The sequence below is a fragment of the Pseudarthrobacter sp. SSS035 genome, assembly GCF_023273875.1.
Classification (GTDB): domain Bacteria; phylum Actinomycetota; class Actinomycetes; order Actinomycetales; family Micrococcaceae; genus Arthrobacter.
The window spans coordinates 364,849-380,741 of the sequence record NZ_CP096882.1 but is presented as its reverse complement, the minus strand read 5'-3'; the positions used below and the strand labels follow the sequence as shown (position 1 = coordinate 380,741).

Genomic DNA, 15,893 nt, shown 5'->3' with positions numbered 1-15,893 from the left:
AGCCATGACCGTTTCCTTACCCGCCGTTCCTTCCGCAACCCGGCAGCAGCCGCTGTTCAACACCGTGCTGGTCGCCAACCGCGGGGAGATCGCCTGCCGCGTCATCCGCACCCTGCGTGCCCTGGGCATCCGCTCCGTAGCCGTCTACAGCGACGCCGACGCCGGGGCCCGGCACGTACGCGAGGCTGACACCGCCGTGCGGATCGGCCCTGCCGCCGCAGGAGAAAGCTACCTGAAGATCGAGGCGATCCTCCAGGCCTGCCGCGACACCGGCGCCGAGGCCGTCCACCCCGGCTACGGCTTCCTCAGCGAGAACGTCGATTTTGCCCGCGCCCTCGAAGCCGCCGGCATCACCTTCATCGGCCCCGGCGTTGAGTCCCTGAACGTCATGGGCGACAAGATCCGGTCCAAGAACCACGTGGCCGGCTACGGAGTCCCCGTAGTGCCGGGCATCGCCGAACCGGGCATGACTGACGCGCAACTTATGAAGGCCGCGCCCGCCGTCGGGTTCCCGCTGCTCATCAAACCGTCAGCGGGCGGCGGCGGCAAGGGCATGCACATCGTGGAGCGCCACGAGGACCTCGAAGCCACGCTGGCCACCGCCCGCCGCGTCGCCGCGAGCGCCTTCGGCGATGACACCCTTTTCCTAGAACGGCTGGTCCGCACGCCGCGGCACATCGAGGTCCAGGTCCTGGCGGACAACCACGGCAACGTGATCCATCTGGGGGAGCGGGAGTGCTCGCTGCAGCGCCGCCACCAAAAGGTGATTGAGGAAGCGCCATCGCCGCTGCTCGAGTCATTACACGACGGCGGGGCCACCCGGGCCCGGATCGGCGAGGCCGCCTGCCAGGCGGCCCGCAGCGTCCACTACAGCGGCGCGGGAACTGTGGAATTCCTGGTCTCCGACGAAGCCCCTGACGAGTTCTTCTTTATGGAGATGAACACCCGCCTCCAGGTGGAGCACCCGGTGACCGAAATGGTCACCGGCGTGGACCTGGTCGAATGGCAGGTCCGCATCGCCGCCGGTGAGGAATTGACCGTCCGCCAGGCCGACGTCGAACTCAACGGGCACGCCGCCGAAGCCCGCGTCTACGCGGAAATCCCGGAGCGGAACTTCATGCCGTCCACCGGGACCGTGCTCCTGCTGGACGAAATGCCCGATCACGGAGCCGGCATGATCCGAGTGGATTCGGCCCTGCTCGAGGGGCTCGAGATCTCCTCCAGCTACGATCCGATGATCTCCAAAGTCATCGCGTGGGGCCCGGACCGCACCGTTGCCCTGGATACCCTGGACGCGGCACTGGCCGGCTACACAGCCCTTGGCATCGATACGAATGTTGAGTACCTGAGGCTGCTGATCAACGACGACGACGTCCGCGCCGGGCATCTCGACACCGGCCTGATCGAGCGCAAGATGCCGGACTTCGCCTTCCGGCGGATTGACGACGCCGAACTGGTCGCGGCCGCCTTGTACGCCGTTGTGAGCGGGGAACAGGACGGAACGGGGACGCCACCCGGTCCGTGGCAGGCCAGCAACGGCTGGCGGATCGGCGCGCCGGCGCCCCGGCGGATCAGCCTGGGAACGCCCGACGGCGGCATCGCAACAGTGAGTGTCACAGGCCGCGTGGCCGCCGGCCCGGTCCAGGTCTGTGTCGGTGACGGGCCATGGCGGACGGCCTCGCTGCGACTGCCGGGCCGCGGGAGCCTGGTCCTTGCCCTGGACGGCGAAACCACGGACTACTCGGTGGCGCCGGCGGACGCGGGTCCGGTCGACCTCACCCCTGACAACCTGCCCTCAGGAGTTCCCGCGGAACTGTTCCTCGGCAACGGAGGCTGGTCCTGCCGGCTGGAGGCGCTGACGCGGGAGTCTCGGCTTGTCCGGGTTCTCGCCGCCGTCGAGCGCGAGGAAGGCACCGCGGACCCGGAGGTGCGCTCGCCCATGCCCGGCACGGTGGTATCCGTTGCGGTCAGCAACGGCGACACCGTGGAAGCCGGCCAGGTCCTTCTCTCCGTGGAAGCCATGAAGATGGAACACCAGCTCGTGGCAGAGGTGGCCGGCACGGTCCACATCAGCATCAAGGCCGGCCAGCCAGTCAAAGCAGACCAGGTGCTGGCCACCATCCACCCTTCAACCACCGATTCAGACGCAGATTCACTTCAGGATTCCAACACGGAGTCGAACAAGGATTCCAACAAAGACTCCAACAACACAGGCAAGGGAGCCTAGCCATGGCAGATTTTGAGCTCAGCGAGGAATACCAGGACCTCAGCGACACCGTCCGGGATTTCGCGGACAACGTGGTGGCGCCGGTCTCGGCCAAGCACGATGAGGAGCACAGCTTCCCGTACGAGGTGGTGTCCCAGATGGCGGACATGGGCCTGTTCGGGCTGCCGTTCCCGGAAGAGCACGGCGGGATGGGCGGGGACTACTTCGCTTTGGCACTCGCTCTCGAACAGCTGGGCCGGGTGGACCAGTCCGTGGCCATCACGCTGGAAGCAGGCGTCTCCCTCGGCGCAATGCCGGTGTACCGGTTCGGTACCGAGGCCCAGAAAGAGGAGTGGCTCCCGCTGCTGGCCTCGGGCAAGGCGCTCGCCGGCTTCGGACTCACGGAGCCGGAAGCAGGCTCTGACGCCGGCGGGACCAAAACCCACGCCCATCGTGAGAACGGCGACTGGGTGATCAACGGCAACAAGGAATTCATCACCAACTCCGGGACCGACATCACGCGCCTGGTCACGGTCACCGCGGTGACGGGTCAGAAGGAACGCAAGGATGGCAGCCTCAAGAAGCAGATTTCCACCATCCTGGTGCCCACCAACACTGCGGGTTTCAGGGCGGAGAAGGCCTACAACAAGGTGGGCTGGAACGCCTCGGACACGCATCCGCTGACGCTCAAGGACGTCCGGGTTCCGGAAGCGAACCTGCTCGGCGAGGAGGGCCGGGGCTATGCGAACTTCCTCTCCATCCTGGACGAAGGCCGGATTGCCATCGCCGCGCTGGCGACCGGCGCGGCGCAGGGCTGTGTTGACCTGTCGGTGAAGTACGCCAAGGAACGCAGCGCGTTCGGCCACCACATCGGCAAGTACCAGGCCATCTCGTTCAAGATCGCCCGCATGCAGGCCCGGGCCCATACGGCCCGCCTGGCGTACTACGACGCCGCGTCGAGGATGCTGGCGGGGAAGCCGTTCAAGACCCAGGCGGCCATCGCTAAGATGGTCGCAGGCGAGGCGGCCATGGACAACGCGCGGGATGCCACCCAGGTATTCGGCGGCTATGGCTTCATCAACGAATTCACCGTGGCACGCCACTACCGCGACTCCAAGATCCTTGAAGTCGGTGAGGGCACCACGGAGGTCCAGCTGATGCTGATCGCCCGCGAACTCGGACTGTAACAAGCCCGCTGGTCGGGAATGCCACGCGGTGGTCGTGCCTGTCGAGACCCTTGAAAGGACCAACGATGATCAACAAGGTTGTTGCCAGCGCCGAGGAAGCCATTGCGGACATTCCCGACGGCGCGTCGCTCGCTGTGGGAGGGTTCGGCCTCTGCGGAATCCCGGTGGCCTTGATCGATGCCCTGCACCGGCACGGCACGAAGGACCTCGAAACCGTCAGCAACAACTGCGGCGTGGACGACTGGGGGCTGGGCGTCCTGCTCCGTGACGGCAGGATCCGGCGGACTGTCAGTTCCTACGTCGGCGAGAACAAGGAGTTCGCGCGCCAGTACCTGTCCGGTGAGCTTGAGGTGGTCCTCACCCCGCAGGGGACGCTGGCGGAAAAGCTCCGGGCCGGCGGCGCCGGGATCCCCGCTTTCTATACCAAGGCCGGGGTGGGCACACAAGTGTCCGACGGCGGCCTGCCGCAGAAGTACGACGCCGACGGCGGCATCGCCATCGCCTCTTCCCCCAAGGAAGTGCGGACTTTCCACGATGTGGACTACGTCCTGGAGGAATCCCTGACACCCGACTTCGGGCTGGTCCACGCCTGGAAGGGTGACCGTCACGGCAACCTGGTTTTCCACGCCACCGCCATGAACTTCAACCCGCTCTGCGCCATGGCGGGAAGAATCACCATCGCCGAGGTGGAGGAGCTGGTGGAACCGGGGGAGCTGGACCCCGAACACGTCCACACACCCGGCATCTTTGTCCAGCGGGTGGTGGTGGTGCCCGCCGGTGAGAAGCGGATCGAGAAGCGGACCGTCGCCCTTGCCCGGGCCGCCGGAACCGAAAGCGCCACCGAACAGGCAGGAGCGTAGCCATGGAGTCCAGCAGCACGCAGGGAGCGCCTCCCCGCCCCGAAGCCGTACGGCCCGAATACCGGCGTGCCACCGTCGGCCATCCGGAAGGCACCAACCCGGAGGCCAAAGGGTGGACGCGCAACGAACTGGCCGCCCGGGTGGCCCGGGAGCTCAGCAACGGGCAGTACGTCAACCTCGGCATCGGCATGCCCACGCTCATTCCCAACTACATCCCGGCGGGCGTCGAGGTGGTGCTCCACTCGGAGAACGGGATCCTGGGCGTGGGACCGTACCCCAGCGAGGACGCGGTGGATCCGGACCTCATCAACGCCGGCAAGGAAACAGTCACCGTTAACAAGGGGGCCGCGTTCTTCGACTCCGCCTCGTCGTTCGGCATGATCCGCGGCGGGCACGTGGACGTGGCAGTGCTCGGCGCCATGGAAGTGGCGCAGAACGGGGACCTGGCCAACTGGATGATCCCGGGCAAGATGGTCAAAGGCATGGGCGGGGCCATGGACCTGGTCTTCGGCGCCAAGAAGGTGATCGTGATGATGGAACACGTGGACCGCAACGGCAACCCCAAGATCGTGGAGCACTGCTCGCTGCCACTGACCGGCAAGGCCTGCGTGGACCGGATTATCACCGATCTCGCCGTGATCGACGTCGTCACGGAAGGCGGGCGTTCCCGGTTGGTTCTCCGCGAACTGGCCCCCAACGTCTCCGTGGAAGATGTGGCGGCCGCCACCGGCGCCGAGCTGTTCGAAGAGGATCAGGAGCTCACCGTATGAGCGGGGCTTCGGCAGGCTCAACCCCCGACAGTCCGGGCGAAACCACCCCCGCCCCCCGGGTCATCGAGCAGCGCGGCCTGTACTTTGACGAACTCGAAGAAGGCGTTGTCTACGCGCACCGGCCCGGCCGCACCGTAACCGAGGCGGACAACGTCCTGTTCACCACGCTCACCATGAACACCCAGGCCTTGCACCTGGATGCCGCCTGGAGCGCAGGGCAGCCGTTCGGCCAGCGGCTGGTGAACTCCATGTTCACGCTGTCCACCCTGGTGGGGCAGTCAGTCTCCCAGCTCACCCAGGGCACCATCATCGCGCAGCTGGGCCTGACGGACGTCTCCTTCCCGCACCCGCTTTACCACGGGGACACGCTCTACACCGAGACGGTGATCACCGGCAAGCGGCTCTCGGGATCGCGTCCCGGCCAGGGGATTGTGACCATGCAGCACACCGGCCGGAACCAGGACGGCACCGTGGTGGCGCTGGCCACACGGAGCTGCCTGATGTGGACCCGGGCCGCCCATATGGCGCAGTCCTCTGGACAACAGGTGCAGCCTGCGGCGGGAGCTGAAAAGGGGAGCCTGCCGGGCCCCGAAAAGAGGACAATGTCCGTATGACATTTGTGATGGGTCCCGCCCTGCTCTTCTGCCCTGCCGACCGTCCGGAGCGCTTCCCCAAGGCCGCCCAACGCGCCGACGCCGTCATCGTGGACCTCGAGGACGCCGTGGCACCTGCGGACAAGCAACGGGCGCGCGGCGCCATCCTGGCCCAGCTGGGCGCTGCCGGGGACGGGCCCGAACTTGATCCCAGCCGCACCATCATCAGGATCAACCCGGCCGGCACCGACGAGTTCGAGAAGGACCTGCACTGCCTGGCCCACACGCCGTACCGCACTGTGATGCTGGCCAAGGCTGAGAGTGCGGCCCAGCTCGAAGCCCTGGCGGACTACCACGTCATCGCCCTGTGCGAGACCGCCGTCGGGGTCCTGAACGCGCCCGCCATCGCGGCTGCCCCCAACGTGGTGGCACTGATGTGGGGCGCCGAGGACCTCCTGGCTTCCCTTAGCGGTACGTCCAGCAGAGCGGACGACGGCGGCTACCGCGCCGTGGCGCTGCATGCCCGGTCCGCGGTGCTGCTCGCCGCCCGGGCTTTCGGGAAAGAAGCCGTGGATGCCGTGTACGTCAACATCCCGGACCTTGACGGGCTGGCTCTGGAGGCCGCGGATGCCGCAGCGTCAGGATTCGGCTCCAAAGCCTGCATCCATCCCACGCAGGCGGCCGTTGTACGGGGCGCCTACGCCCCGTCCGAGGCCGACGTCGCCGCCGCCACAGAACTGCTTCGGGTCGCGGCTGTTGCCGGATCCGGCGTGTTCCAGCACGGCGGCAAAATGATCGACGGCCCCATCCTCAAGCACGCGGAGGCCACCATCCGCCGGGCAGGCATCAACTCCTAGGGCCACCGGAGCGGGAATCGCCACGGCCGGAATCACCGCCGGCGCCTCCGGGAACCGCCGAGCGAAAGCGGTGGGATGGCCTCATAGAGCGGCATCCGGACCCAGCGCTCGCCCGTCTCCCGGAACTCAGCCCTGGTGGCGAAACGGTACAGGTAGCTGGTGACACGCACCCAGCGCGGCGGATCGCCGTCGAACGGGTCGGCGAGGAGTAGCCGCAGCGTCCGCTGGTCCGCCTCCAGCAGTTTCGTGAGGAACGCGTAAAACCACTCCTCGTGGACGGTTCGCAACGGCAGGAACCACATCAGCCAGTCCAGCCGCAGGTGGTAGGGCGCCCACTGGCGGGGCAGCCGGCGGAGATCTCCGGGTTTGCCCTTAAACGCATATTCGCGCCAGTCTGCTGAGTCCTCAGGTTCTTCGTCCAGGGTGCCGTCCACGACGATCTCGACGCGGTGCTTGGTCACGGTGCCAAACGCGCCGTACGTGTTGACCAGCTGCCAGCGGTTGAAGCTGGCATTCATCAGCTGCCCCTTGGAGAGCAGGTTGCGCACGGGCCAGTAGCTCAGGACTACCAGCAGCATTGTGGCCACCAGGGTGATGGCAAGCCAGTACGGGGGATTGCCGCGGCTGCCTGCCTCAGGATGCCCGTCCAGCGGCAGGAACGGCAAGACGGCGTGGGCCACGGGGTCGCTGACCGCGGCGAAGGCCAGCACAATGGCCATCCAGTTCAGCCACGCGAAGTTGCCGCTGGCCACCAGCCACAGCTGGGTGAAGATGATGATTCCGGCGGCGGCGCTTGCCAGGGGCTGCGGTGCGAAGAGGAAGAACGGCACCACGAGCTGGGCGAAATGGTTCCCCAGGACCTCCAGCCGGTGGAAGGGTTTGGGCAGGAGATGGGCCTGGCGGCTCAGCGGCCCCGGCATCGGCTGCGTTTCATGGTGATAGTAGAGAGCGGTCAGGTCACGCCACTCCCGGCCGCCGCGGATCTTGATCATCCCGGCGCCGAACTCCAGCCGGAACACGAGCCAGGCCATCAGGATCAGGATGGTGCGCGGCGGCTCCGTCTGGTCCGAGCCAAGGAAGGCCACCGTGAACCCGGCCTCCAACAGCAGCATTTCCCAGCCGAAGCCATAAAACGTCTGCCCCACGTTGACGATCGACATGTAAAGCAGCCACAGGGCCAGAAAGGCGATCAGCGGAACCCACGGTGGCCCAAGCTGGGGGATGCCGGCCACCAGGAGGGCGGAAATTGCCAGTCCGGTGAGGCAGACACCACGCAGCAGCCGGTCCGAATAGCGCCAACGGAACAGCGTGGGCCGCCGGCGCGCGCTGAACCCTTCCAGATAGTCCGGAACCGGCAGCAGGCCACGTTCGCCCAGCAGCGCAGGGAACTGGTTCAGGGAGGACAGGAACGCAACGAAGAACAGTGCCGCCACACCTCGCTGCAGCACCTGCCGGGCGAATCCGTACTCCGGCGCATCGAACCAGGAAACCCAGTCCACGCAGTCCACGTTACGCCCGGCGTCGCTGTCCGCCCACTAGGATCGGATGGTGTTTGCATTGGTGCTCATTGCCGTTGTTGCAGGGGCACTGGCCCAGCGGCTGGCCGGCCTCGGATTCGGCCTTCTCGTCTCTCCCGTCCTGGTGGTGCTGCTCGGCCCCTTCGACGGCGTTATGATCATCAACCTGTGCGGCGCAGCCTCATCCCTCCTGATCCTCTCCAGGGTCTGGCGGCATGTGGAGTGGAAGCGCTACTTCGGACTGGCGCTCGCGGCCCTCGCAGGGGTATTGCCGGGTGCGTGGTTGGCCAGCAACGTGGCCGAAGCGCCGCTGGAGATCTGCATCGGCATCCTCCTCATCATCGCCCTGTTGGCTTCGCAGCGGCTGACCCGCAGCTCATGGCGTGCCAGCGGCCCCGTTCCCATGGTCTCCCTCGGCTTCACCAGCGGACTGATGAACGCGGCAGCGGGCGTCGGCGGGCCGGCCATCACCGCGTACGCCATTGCCACGCGGTGGGAGCAGAAGAGTTTCGGCGCCACCCTCCAGCCCTATTTCGTGACCACCGGACTGTCTTCCCTGGTGATCAAGTACGTACTATCCGGTGGACATGTTCCCGGCTTGGATGGCTGGCAATGGCTCAGTATCCTGGCCGCCATGGTGGCGGGAATCATCGCGGGCGATCTGCTGTCCGGCAAGGTCAAACCGGCTGCCGTGCGGCGGATCGTTGTGGCCATCGCCTACATCGGAGCCGTGTCCACGCTGGCCAAGGGTTTCATCGAGCTGGCGGCGGGCTGACCGGACCGCGGGCCAGGTGCGGGCCCGGGTGCGGGATACTTAACCAATGCAGCCTCGCAGAATCGTCATCCTCGGATCCACCGGTTCCATCGGCACCCAGGCGATTGACGTCGTCGACGGCGCCCCGCACCTTTTTGAGGTAGTGGCGCTCAGCGCCGGCGGAAGGAACCTGCAGCTCCTGGCCAGCCAGGCCGTCCACACCGGTGCCGCCGCTGTGGGCATCGCCGCGGGGGATCCGCGGCAGCTGCGGGACCTGATCTCCGAGGCTGCCCGCCTCGCCGGGCGGCAGGACTACCGGCCCGAAATCATCGCCGGCCTGGACGCCTCGGCCCGCATCGCCGCAGTAGAAGCGGACGTGGTGCTCAACGGCATTACCGGCTCCATCGGGCTCGCCCCGACCCTCGCCGCCCTGAAGTCAGGTGCAACGCTGGCGCTGGCCAACAAGGAATCGCTGATCGTAGGCGGAGCGCTCGTCAAGGCTGCCGCCCGCGAGGGGCAGATCGTGCCGGTGGATTCCGAGCACTCAGCGATCGCGCAGTGCCTGCGCTCAGGCTCCGCGGCCGAGGTTGAGAAGCTCATCCTGACGGCGTCCGGAGGGCCGTTCCGCGGCCGGACAAGGGAACAGCTCCACGACGTGACGCCGAAAGAGGCCCTGGCGCACCCCACGTGGGACATGGGGCTGATGGTCACCACCAACTCGGCCACGCTGGTCAACAAGGGCCTTGAGCTCATCGAGGCCCATCTGCTCTTCGACGTGCCGCTGGACCGGATCGACGTTGTGGTCCACCCGCAGTCGGTGGTCCACTCCATGGTCCAGTTCATCGACGGGTCCGTCATCGCCCAGGCGTCCCCGCCGGACATGCGCCTCCCCATTGCGTTAGGGCTGGGCTGGCCGGACAGGGTCCCCAAGGCGGCCTCCCCGTGCGACTGGACCAAAGCCACCAGCTGGACGTTCGAACCGCTGGACACCGTCGCTTTCCCGGCCGTGGACCTGGCCAAGGACGCCGCCAAGCAGGGGAGTACTTTTCCCGCCGTCTTTAATGCGGCAAACGAGGAAGCAGTCATGGCGTTCCACTCGGGACGCATCCGCTTCACCGAAATCGTGGACACCATCGATGCTGTCCTCAGCGAACATTCAGGATCCTCCGTGCTGACGCTGGAGTCGGTACTGGATGCTGAAGACTGGGCACGCACGCGTGCCCACGAACGTTTAGCAGTCAGCAGTCTCTAGGAAGCAGCAGATCCACGCATGAGCCCCGTTCTCCTCTTTATCCTCGGCGTCGTCTTTGTGGCGATCGGCATTGCCGCGTCCATTGCGCTGCACGAAGTGGGGCACCTGGTGCCCGCCAAGCTGTTCAAGGTGCGCGTCACCAAGTACATGATCGGCTTCGGCCCCACCCTGTGGTCCAAGCGGAAGGGCGAAACTGAATACGGCGTGAAAGCGATCCCGCTGGGTGGCTACGTGTCCATGATCGGCATGTATCCGCCCAACAAGGACGACGGAACCGTCCGCCCCTCCAGCACCGGCATGTTCCAGACCCTGGCCACGGAAGCCCGGTCCATGGCACACGAGGAAGTGGGCCCGGAGGACGCAAACCGGGTGTTCTACCGGCTGCCGGTGTGGAAGAAAATCATCGTGATGCTGGGCGGGCCGGCCATGAACCTGCTGATCGGCGTGGTCCTGACCGCCGTCCTGCTGATGGGCTTCGGCATGGCCACGGCCACCACCACCATCGCCGACGTCTCCAAATGCCAGGTGGCGGCCGGCGAGACCGTTGATCCTGATTCCCCGGACTGCCAGCTGACCCCCGCCGCCGCCGCCGGGCTCCTGCCCAACGACGTGGTCACCTCCTTTGACGGGAACGCTGTCACCGGCTGGGACGAGCTGACCGAATGGATCCGGGCCTCCGCGGGCAGGGAAGTCAGCATCACTGTGGAGCGCGACGGCGCGCCCGTCACCACCACGGTGACGCCGGTGCTCTCCGCCCGCCCCGTCGTCGGCGTGGACGGACGCCAGGCAAAGGACGACGCCGGCACCCTCCTGTACCAGGACGTCGGCTTCCTGGGCATCGGCGCGCAGACCGAACTGGTTCCCCAGCCGGCGTCGTCCGTCCTGCCCATGGCGGGCGAAAACATCAAGCAAGTGGCCGGCGTCGTCTTCAATCTGCCCGCCCGGGTGGTGGGCGTTGCCAAGGCGGCCTTCAGCGAGGAAGAGCGCGACCCCAACGGCCCCATCAGCGTGGTGGGCGTGGGGCGCGTGGCCGGTGAAGTGGCGGCCATGGAGGAAGTTCCGATCCAGTCCAGGATTGGCGCCCTGATAGGGCTGCTCGCCGGCTTGAACTTTGCGCTTGCGGTCTTCAACCTGATCCCGCTGCTTCCGCTCGACGGCGGCCATGTGGCCGGAGCGCTGTACGAGGGGGCGCGGCGACGGGTGGCCAAGCTGTTCGGCAAACCGGATCCGGGCGCTTTCGACATCGCCAAACTGCTTCCCGTGACTTACGTGGTGGCCACGTTGCTGATGGGAATGAGTCTGCTACTGATCTATGCCGACATCGTGAAGCCGGTGAACCTGTTCGGCTGACTCCTGCGGACGCCTGGCTGGACGGATGTCCCGGATCTACCATGAAACATGGCCACGTTCGCCGTCCATTCAAAGAGCATCAGCCGCTGGATCAGGGCCGGGTTGTGGGCGCTGCCTGTCTCGTGGCTTGTCACCGCCTGGTCCACGCTGGACCCGCAGCCGGACCAGGCGAAGGACCCGGAGGCGTGGGCCCGTTTTGTCAGCTCCGATGCGTACCAGATCAGCCATCTTTTCGGCAGTACCGCAGGCACCATCCTGGCCCTGTTCGGTTTCTTTGCTTTGGGCTGTTCCATGGCCAACAGCAGGACGGGGCGCCTGGCAATCGCCTCGATGGTCACAGCTGTTGCCGGCACGGCTTTGCTGCTTGTGCCGGCGGTGATTTCCACGTTCGCCACCCCCGCGATCGGAAAGGCATACCTGGGCGGAAACCAGGACGTGATGCAGTTGGAATTCCCGGCGTCCATGACCGGCGCGTTCCTGCTGGGCCTGCTGCTCGCATTCGTTGGTACGGTGCTGCTGGGGATCGCGGTATGGCGTTCCCACGTGCTGCCGCGCTGGGCCGGGGCCCTCTGGGCGGCCGGCGCTGTGGTGTTCTACGTCCTGGGCGTTGTCCTGGGGCAGGCAACTACGGGAAGCAGCCTGCCGTCCCAGGCCGCCGGGGCCGTACTGATGGCAGGCGCCGGTGGGTGGATCGCCTGGAGCGGATCCCGGCAGGCCACGACAGCGCCTGATCATATCAGGTGATTCTCGATAATCAGCCTTTATTGGCTGATATTTAATAATCAGCTATTTTTGATTGATTATTAGTGATCACCTGCGTACGGTTAGGGCATGTACGTACTGACCATCGACCAGCGAGGCAGCACTGCCGACGTCGACCGTGTTCCCGATCTGATCGCCGCACTGCGCAGCCTCACACCGGCGCCCTTCGAACGGTCCGTGGGTGATGAACTCCAGGGTGTGGTGGAACATGCCGAGGACGTAGTGGAGATCGCCTTGTACGCACTCCGGAGCGGGCACTGGTACGTCGGGATCGGGATCGGGGCCGTACAGCTCACCCCGGGCGGAAGCCCCCGGGAAGGTTCCGGGAGCGGCTTTGTGGCGGCGCGAAAGGCCGTGGAACTCGCCAAGGGCTCGGCTGGTCAGGTGCCATTGTCGGTGGTGTCCGGCAGTATTGGCCGTGGACGGGAGATGCCTCCCCACGCCAAGGAGGGAGCCATGACCAGTGCAAATGCCCAGGCGGTGCTTCGCCTGATCGGACGGGTGGTGCAGCAACGCACACCAGCCCAGTGGCGGGTGGTGGACCGGTTGCGCGCGCTCCAGGGCGGCGATGGAAAGCACGGCAGCCAGAAACGCGTGGCCCAGGAACTGGGAATCACGGAGCAGTCGGTGAGCCGTGCTGTGCTCAGGTCCGGCTGGCTTGAGGAATGGGCCGCCAGGCCAGCCGCGGCGATGCTCCTGGACCACGCCCATTCCCAGATTGAAGGAGACCGGTGAACGCACTCTGGATCGCAGTTGCCCTGTTGGTGGCCGGATTCGCAGGATGGCCTGTGACCGCACTGGTGTTCCGGCTCGCCAGGACCATTGACGACAAAGCGGACGCGGCCACCAAGTCGGACCAGGACGCATCAGCCCAGGACCCCTCAGCCGACGTCACGGTAGACACCGTTTCGGAAGCCCCGCGGGCCGGTACGGATCATCACAAAGGCGGGCAAACCGTCGACGGCGAGCTGACCACGGGTGGCGGCCAGCCGCCGTCGGGCGTTCCTCAGGTGGCGCCGCCGCTGCCGGCCCAGCGGATCCTGCGGGGTGGGGCAATCATCGGAGTCCTGGAACGGTTGGGCGTCTGCGTGGCCATCCTGACCGGACAGCCGGTGGCCATTGCCTACATCGTTGCCATCAAGGGCCTGGGCAGGTTCGCCGAATTGAAAGAGACCCCCGTGGCTGCGGAGCGGTTCATCATCGGAACGCTCACTTCCATGCTGTGGGCTGCGGGAACGGCGGCAGTGATCAAGGTAGTGTTCCTGCAGTGAACCGGCCTGTTAGCGTGCCTATGGAAACCTACGGAAGGCCGGCATGATCAAGGCGCAGTTCGAGTCCTTCGATGACCGTTTCGCCGATTGCGGCGGCGACGAATATGTTGAGGTGCTCCACCGGGGCAGCCGCAAGACGGAAGGGCCGGCATACTTTCCGGCCGGCCGCTACCTGGTGTGGAGCGACATCCCGAATGACCGGATGCTTCGTTGGGACGAAACGATAGGCCAGGTCGGCGTGTTCCGGCACGCTTCCGGCTATGCCAACGGCAACACCGTCGACCGTCAGGGCCGGCTCCTGACCTGCGAGCAGGGAAGCCGCCGGGTGACCCGCACCGAACACGACGGCTCCATCACCGTGCTCGCTGACCTCTACGACGGCAAGCGGCTCAACAGCCCCAACGACATCGTGGCCCGCAGCGACGGCTCGATTTGGTTCACTGAACCCCGCTACGGGATCAGTGATGCCTACGAAGGCCACCGCGCCGAATCCGAGATCGGCGCTGACCACGTCTACCGGATCGATCCGAAAACCGGCGACCTGCGGATCGTTGCCGACGACTTCGAACGCCCCAACGGATTGGCTTTCTCCGCCGATGAGCGTCAGCTCTACATCGTGGACAGCCGACGACGACAGATCCGACGATTCGACGTGGCATCGGACCACACCCTCGTGGCAGGTGATGTTTTTGCCTCCGGCTGGTTCGATGGCATCCGCCTGGACCACGCCGGCCGGGTGTGGGCTGCCGCCCAGGACGGCCTGCATTGCTTCCACCCGGACGGCACGCTGCTCGGCAAGTTGCTGCTCCCCGAAGCCTGTTCGAACTTGGTCTTTGGCGGGCAGCGCCGCAACAATCTGTTCATTACGAATTCGGCCGGAGACCTGTACTCCATCCGCGTGACCTTCACCGGTGCCGCGTACCCCGCATAGCCCGTCAGGTTGATCAGATTGAAGGGTCAAACGACGTCCTTGTGGTGCATGGCCATCTCGTCGCCGTTCTCGTCCAGGAACCAGCCTGCTGCCACGCCCGGTGTGGAATCCTGCGTGCGGGCTGGGAGCCCTCGGCATGTCTTCCCGAGCCAGAGGCCGGCGCAGGAAGTCAGCACGAAACAGGCCACCGGGACGCAGAGCGCACCCATTTCGGCGACGCGCGGGCCGGAAGCTTCCTGGATCGCGAAGTAAAGGCCGCCGGCTGCGGCTATTCCCAGGGCGGACCCGGTTTGTTGAATAGTGTTGAGCACTCCGGATGCGGCACCGGCCAGGTCCGGGGCCACCTCGCGCAGGGCGATGTCAACGAGGGGCATGGCCACACAAATGAGTCCGATGCCGGCCAGCGTCAGGGGCGGTACGAGGGTCCAGGGATCCAGGGGGGAGCCGGCCTCTATGGCGAGTCTGACCCACGCCCACGCGAGTGCTTGAACGAGGCCGCCCGTGACGATCAACCCGATTCCGAAGCGCTTGCTCAGCGGCACCGCGACCGCCGAACCGGCCATCGCGCCAACACTGATCGGTAGCAGAACCAACCCAAATGCCAGAGGACTTAGCCCCACTACCTGCTGGAGGTAGAAGGCAAGCACCATCGCGTAACTGCCCGAGCCAAAGGCAAAGAGCAGCTGCACTAGGGCCGATGCCGAGAACGGCCTCACCCCGATCAGCCGGCTTGAGACGAGCGGTGCCCGGTCCAATCGGGTCAGCCGGCGCTCGTGCACGAGGAAGCACGCGAAGAGCAGGCCCGCCGCGGCCATCAGTACCCAGATCCACCAGGCCCACCGGTTCAGGTGTCCTGTGGTCAGCGCGAAAACGAGGATGAAGATTGCGCCGCCCGAGAGCACTGCCCCGGCAACATCCAGGCGATCCCGCTTCGCGTCAACCGACCGCGGAAGGCAAATGAACGCGACAGCCAGTGCGAGCAAACCAACCGGAATATTGATCAGGAAAATGTTCCGCCAGCCCAGTCCAAACGCGTTGGCCGTGACCAGCCAGCCGCCCAGAAGCTGGCCGACCACGGTGCCCAGAACGCTCATCGAGCCGATGGCGGCGTATAAGGGCGCACGCTTTTCTGCCGGGTAGAGCACCTGGACGTAGGCGAGCACCTGCGGGATCATCAACCCTGCCATCGCTCCCTGAACAATCCGGAATCCCACCAGGGACGGACCGCTCCACGCCATGGTTGCGCCGAGCGACGCAACGACGAACCCGGCGAGGCTGAAGGTGAACAGGGCCCGTCGGTCGTATCTGTCTCCGAGGCGCCCGCCCAGCAGGAGGGTCGTCGCGAAAGCGATCATGTAGCCGGCAATTGTCCACTCGAGTTCCACCTGGCCCGCCCCTAGATCGGCCTGGATCGACGGCAGCGCGACGTTCGTGATCATCGTGTCCATCACGTCCATGAACGACGCGCAGAGCAGCGCGGCCATGGCCAGCGGTTGTCTTCTCATGACAAGTATTCCCCTTAGGTGAGTAAATTGTGACGAATCTACTGTGTATTACATGCACAATTAAAACACGATACTGTG

General features: G+C 65.9%; 15 protein-coding genes. 13 read left to right on the top strand and 2 right to left on the bottom strand.

Annotated elements, in window-relative coordinates:
* Positions 1-4: 4 nt before the first annotated feature.
* The 6 genes from MUN23_RS01775 (at position 5) to MUN23_RS01750 (ending at position 6,473) form a co-directional block, all read left to right on the top strand.
* The gene (locus tag MUN23_RS01775; protein ID WP_248761821.1) at positions 5-2,227 is read left to right on the top strand and encodes a biotin carboxylase N-terminal domain-containing protein; all 2,223 of its coding nucleotides are present in this window, start codon (positions 5-7) and stop codon (positions 2,225-2,227) included.
* 2 nt (positions 2,228-2,229) lie between these two features.
* Positions 2,230-3,393, top strand: a complete 1,164-nt coding sequence (locus tag MUN23_RS01770) for an acyl-CoA dehydrogenase family protein (RefSeq protein ID WP_248761819.1) — start codon at positions 2,230-2,232, stop codon at positions 3,391-3,393.
* A gap of 65 nt (positions 3,394-3,458) precedes the next feature.
* Entirely contained in the window at positions 3,459-4,253 is a 795-nt protein-coding gene (locus tag MUN23_RS01765; protein WP_248761817.1) for a CoA transferase subunit A, read from the top strand.
* Positions 4,254-4,255: 2 nt separating this feature from the next.
* Positions 4,256-5,023 (top strand): CoA transferase subunit B, encoded by a 768-nt coding sequence (locus MUN23_RS01760; RefSeq protein ID WP_104063090.1) that lies wholly within the window; start codon positions 4,256-4,258, stop codon positions 5,021-5,023.
* Positions 5,020-5,637, top strand: coding sequence for a MaoC family dehydratase (locus MUN23_RS01755; protein ID WP_248761815.1), 618 nt, complete (start codon positions 5,020-5,022; stop codon positions 5,635-5,637). The genes MUN23_RS01760 and MUN23_RS01755 overlap by 4 nt, the downstream gene beginning before the upstream one ends.
* On the top strand, positions 5,634-6,473 hold the full coding sequence (locus MUN23_RS01750) for a CoA ester lyase (protein ID WP_248761814.1): 840 nt from the start codon (positions 5,634-5,636) through the stop codon (positions 6,471-6,473). Before MUN23_RS01755 ends, MUN23_RS01750 begins: the two co-directional genes overlap by 4 nt.
* Positions 6,474-6,505: 32 nt before the next feature.
* On the opposite strand, the gene MUN23_RS01745 is transcribed toward MUN23_RS01750, so the two are convergent.
* Positions 6,506-7,972 (bottom strand): lipase maturation factor family protein, encoded by a 1,467-nt coding sequence (locus tag MUN23_RS01745; protein ID WP_248761813.1) that lies wholly within the window; start codon positions 7,970-7,972, stop codon positions 6,506-6,508.
* Positions 7,973-8,018: 46 nt separating this feature from the next.
* Here MUN23_RS01745 and MUN23_RS01740 point away from each other — a divergent pair, with 46 nt between their 5' ends.
* The 7 genes from MUN23_RS01740 to MUN23_RS01710 all read left to right on the top strand — a co-directional run bounded on the left by MUN23_RS01740 (position 8,019) and on the right by MUN23_RS01710 (position 14,310).
* Positions 8,019-8,765: a TSUP family transporter gene (locus tag MUN23_RS01740; RefSeq protein ID WP_248761812.1), complete on the top strand. Its 747-nt coding sequence runs from the start codon at positions 8,019-8,021 to the stop codon at positions 8,763-8,765.
* Positions 8,766-8,811: 46 nt separating this feature from the next.
* Complete coding sequence (dxr, locus tag MUN23_RS01735) at positions 8,812-9,996, top strand: 1-deoxy-D-xylulose-5-phosphate reductoisomerase (protein ID WP_248761811.1); 1,185 nt, start codon at positions 8,812-8,814, stop codon at positions 9,994-9,996.
* An 18-nt stretch (positions 9,997-10,014) separates the two neighbouring features.
* Positions 10,015-11,346, top strand: a complete 1,332-nt coding sequence (locus MUN23_RS01730) for an RIP metalloprotease (RefSeq protein WP_248761810.1) — start codon at positions 10,015-10,017, stop codon at positions 11,344-11,346.
* A gap of 48 nt (positions 11,347-11,394) precedes the next feature.
* Positions 11,395-12,090, top strand: coding sequence for a hypothetical protein (locus MUN23_RS01725; protein WP_248761809.1), 696 nt, complete (start codon positions 11,395-11,397; stop codon positions 12,088-12,090).
* Positions 12,091-12,177: 87 nt separating this feature from the next.
* Positions 12,178-12,843 (top strand): MarR family transcriptional regulator, encoded by a 666-nt coding sequence (locus MUN23_RS01720; RefSeq protein WP_248761808.1) that lies wholly within the window; start codon positions 12,178-12,180, stop codon positions 12,841-12,843.
* Positions 12,840-13,379, top strand: coding sequence for a hypothetical protein (locus MUN23_RS01715; protein ID WP_248761806.1), 540 nt, complete (start codon positions 12,840-12,842; stop codon positions 13,377-13,379). Before MUN23_RS01720 ends, MUN23_RS01715 begins: the two co-directional genes overlap by 4 nt.
* 43 nt (positions 13,380-13,422) lie before the next feature.
* On the top strand, positions 13,423-14,310 hold the full coding sequence (locus tag MUN23_RS01710) for an SMP-30/gluconolactonase/LRE family protein (protein WP_248761804.1): 888 nt from the start codon (positions 13,423-13,425) through the stop codon (positions 14,308-14,310).
* A gap of 26 nt (positions 14,311-14,336) precedes the next feature.
* Here the strand turns inward: MUN23_RS01710 and MUN23_RS01705 are convergent, their stop codons facing one another.
* The gene (locus tag MUN23_RS01705) at positions 14,337-15,815 is read right to left on the bottom strand and encodes an MFS transporter (RefSeq protein WP_248761803.1); all 1,479 of its coding nucleotides are present in this window, start codon (positions 15,813-15,815) and stop codon (positions 14,337-14,339) included.
* Positions 15,816-15,893: the final 78 nt, after the last annotated feature.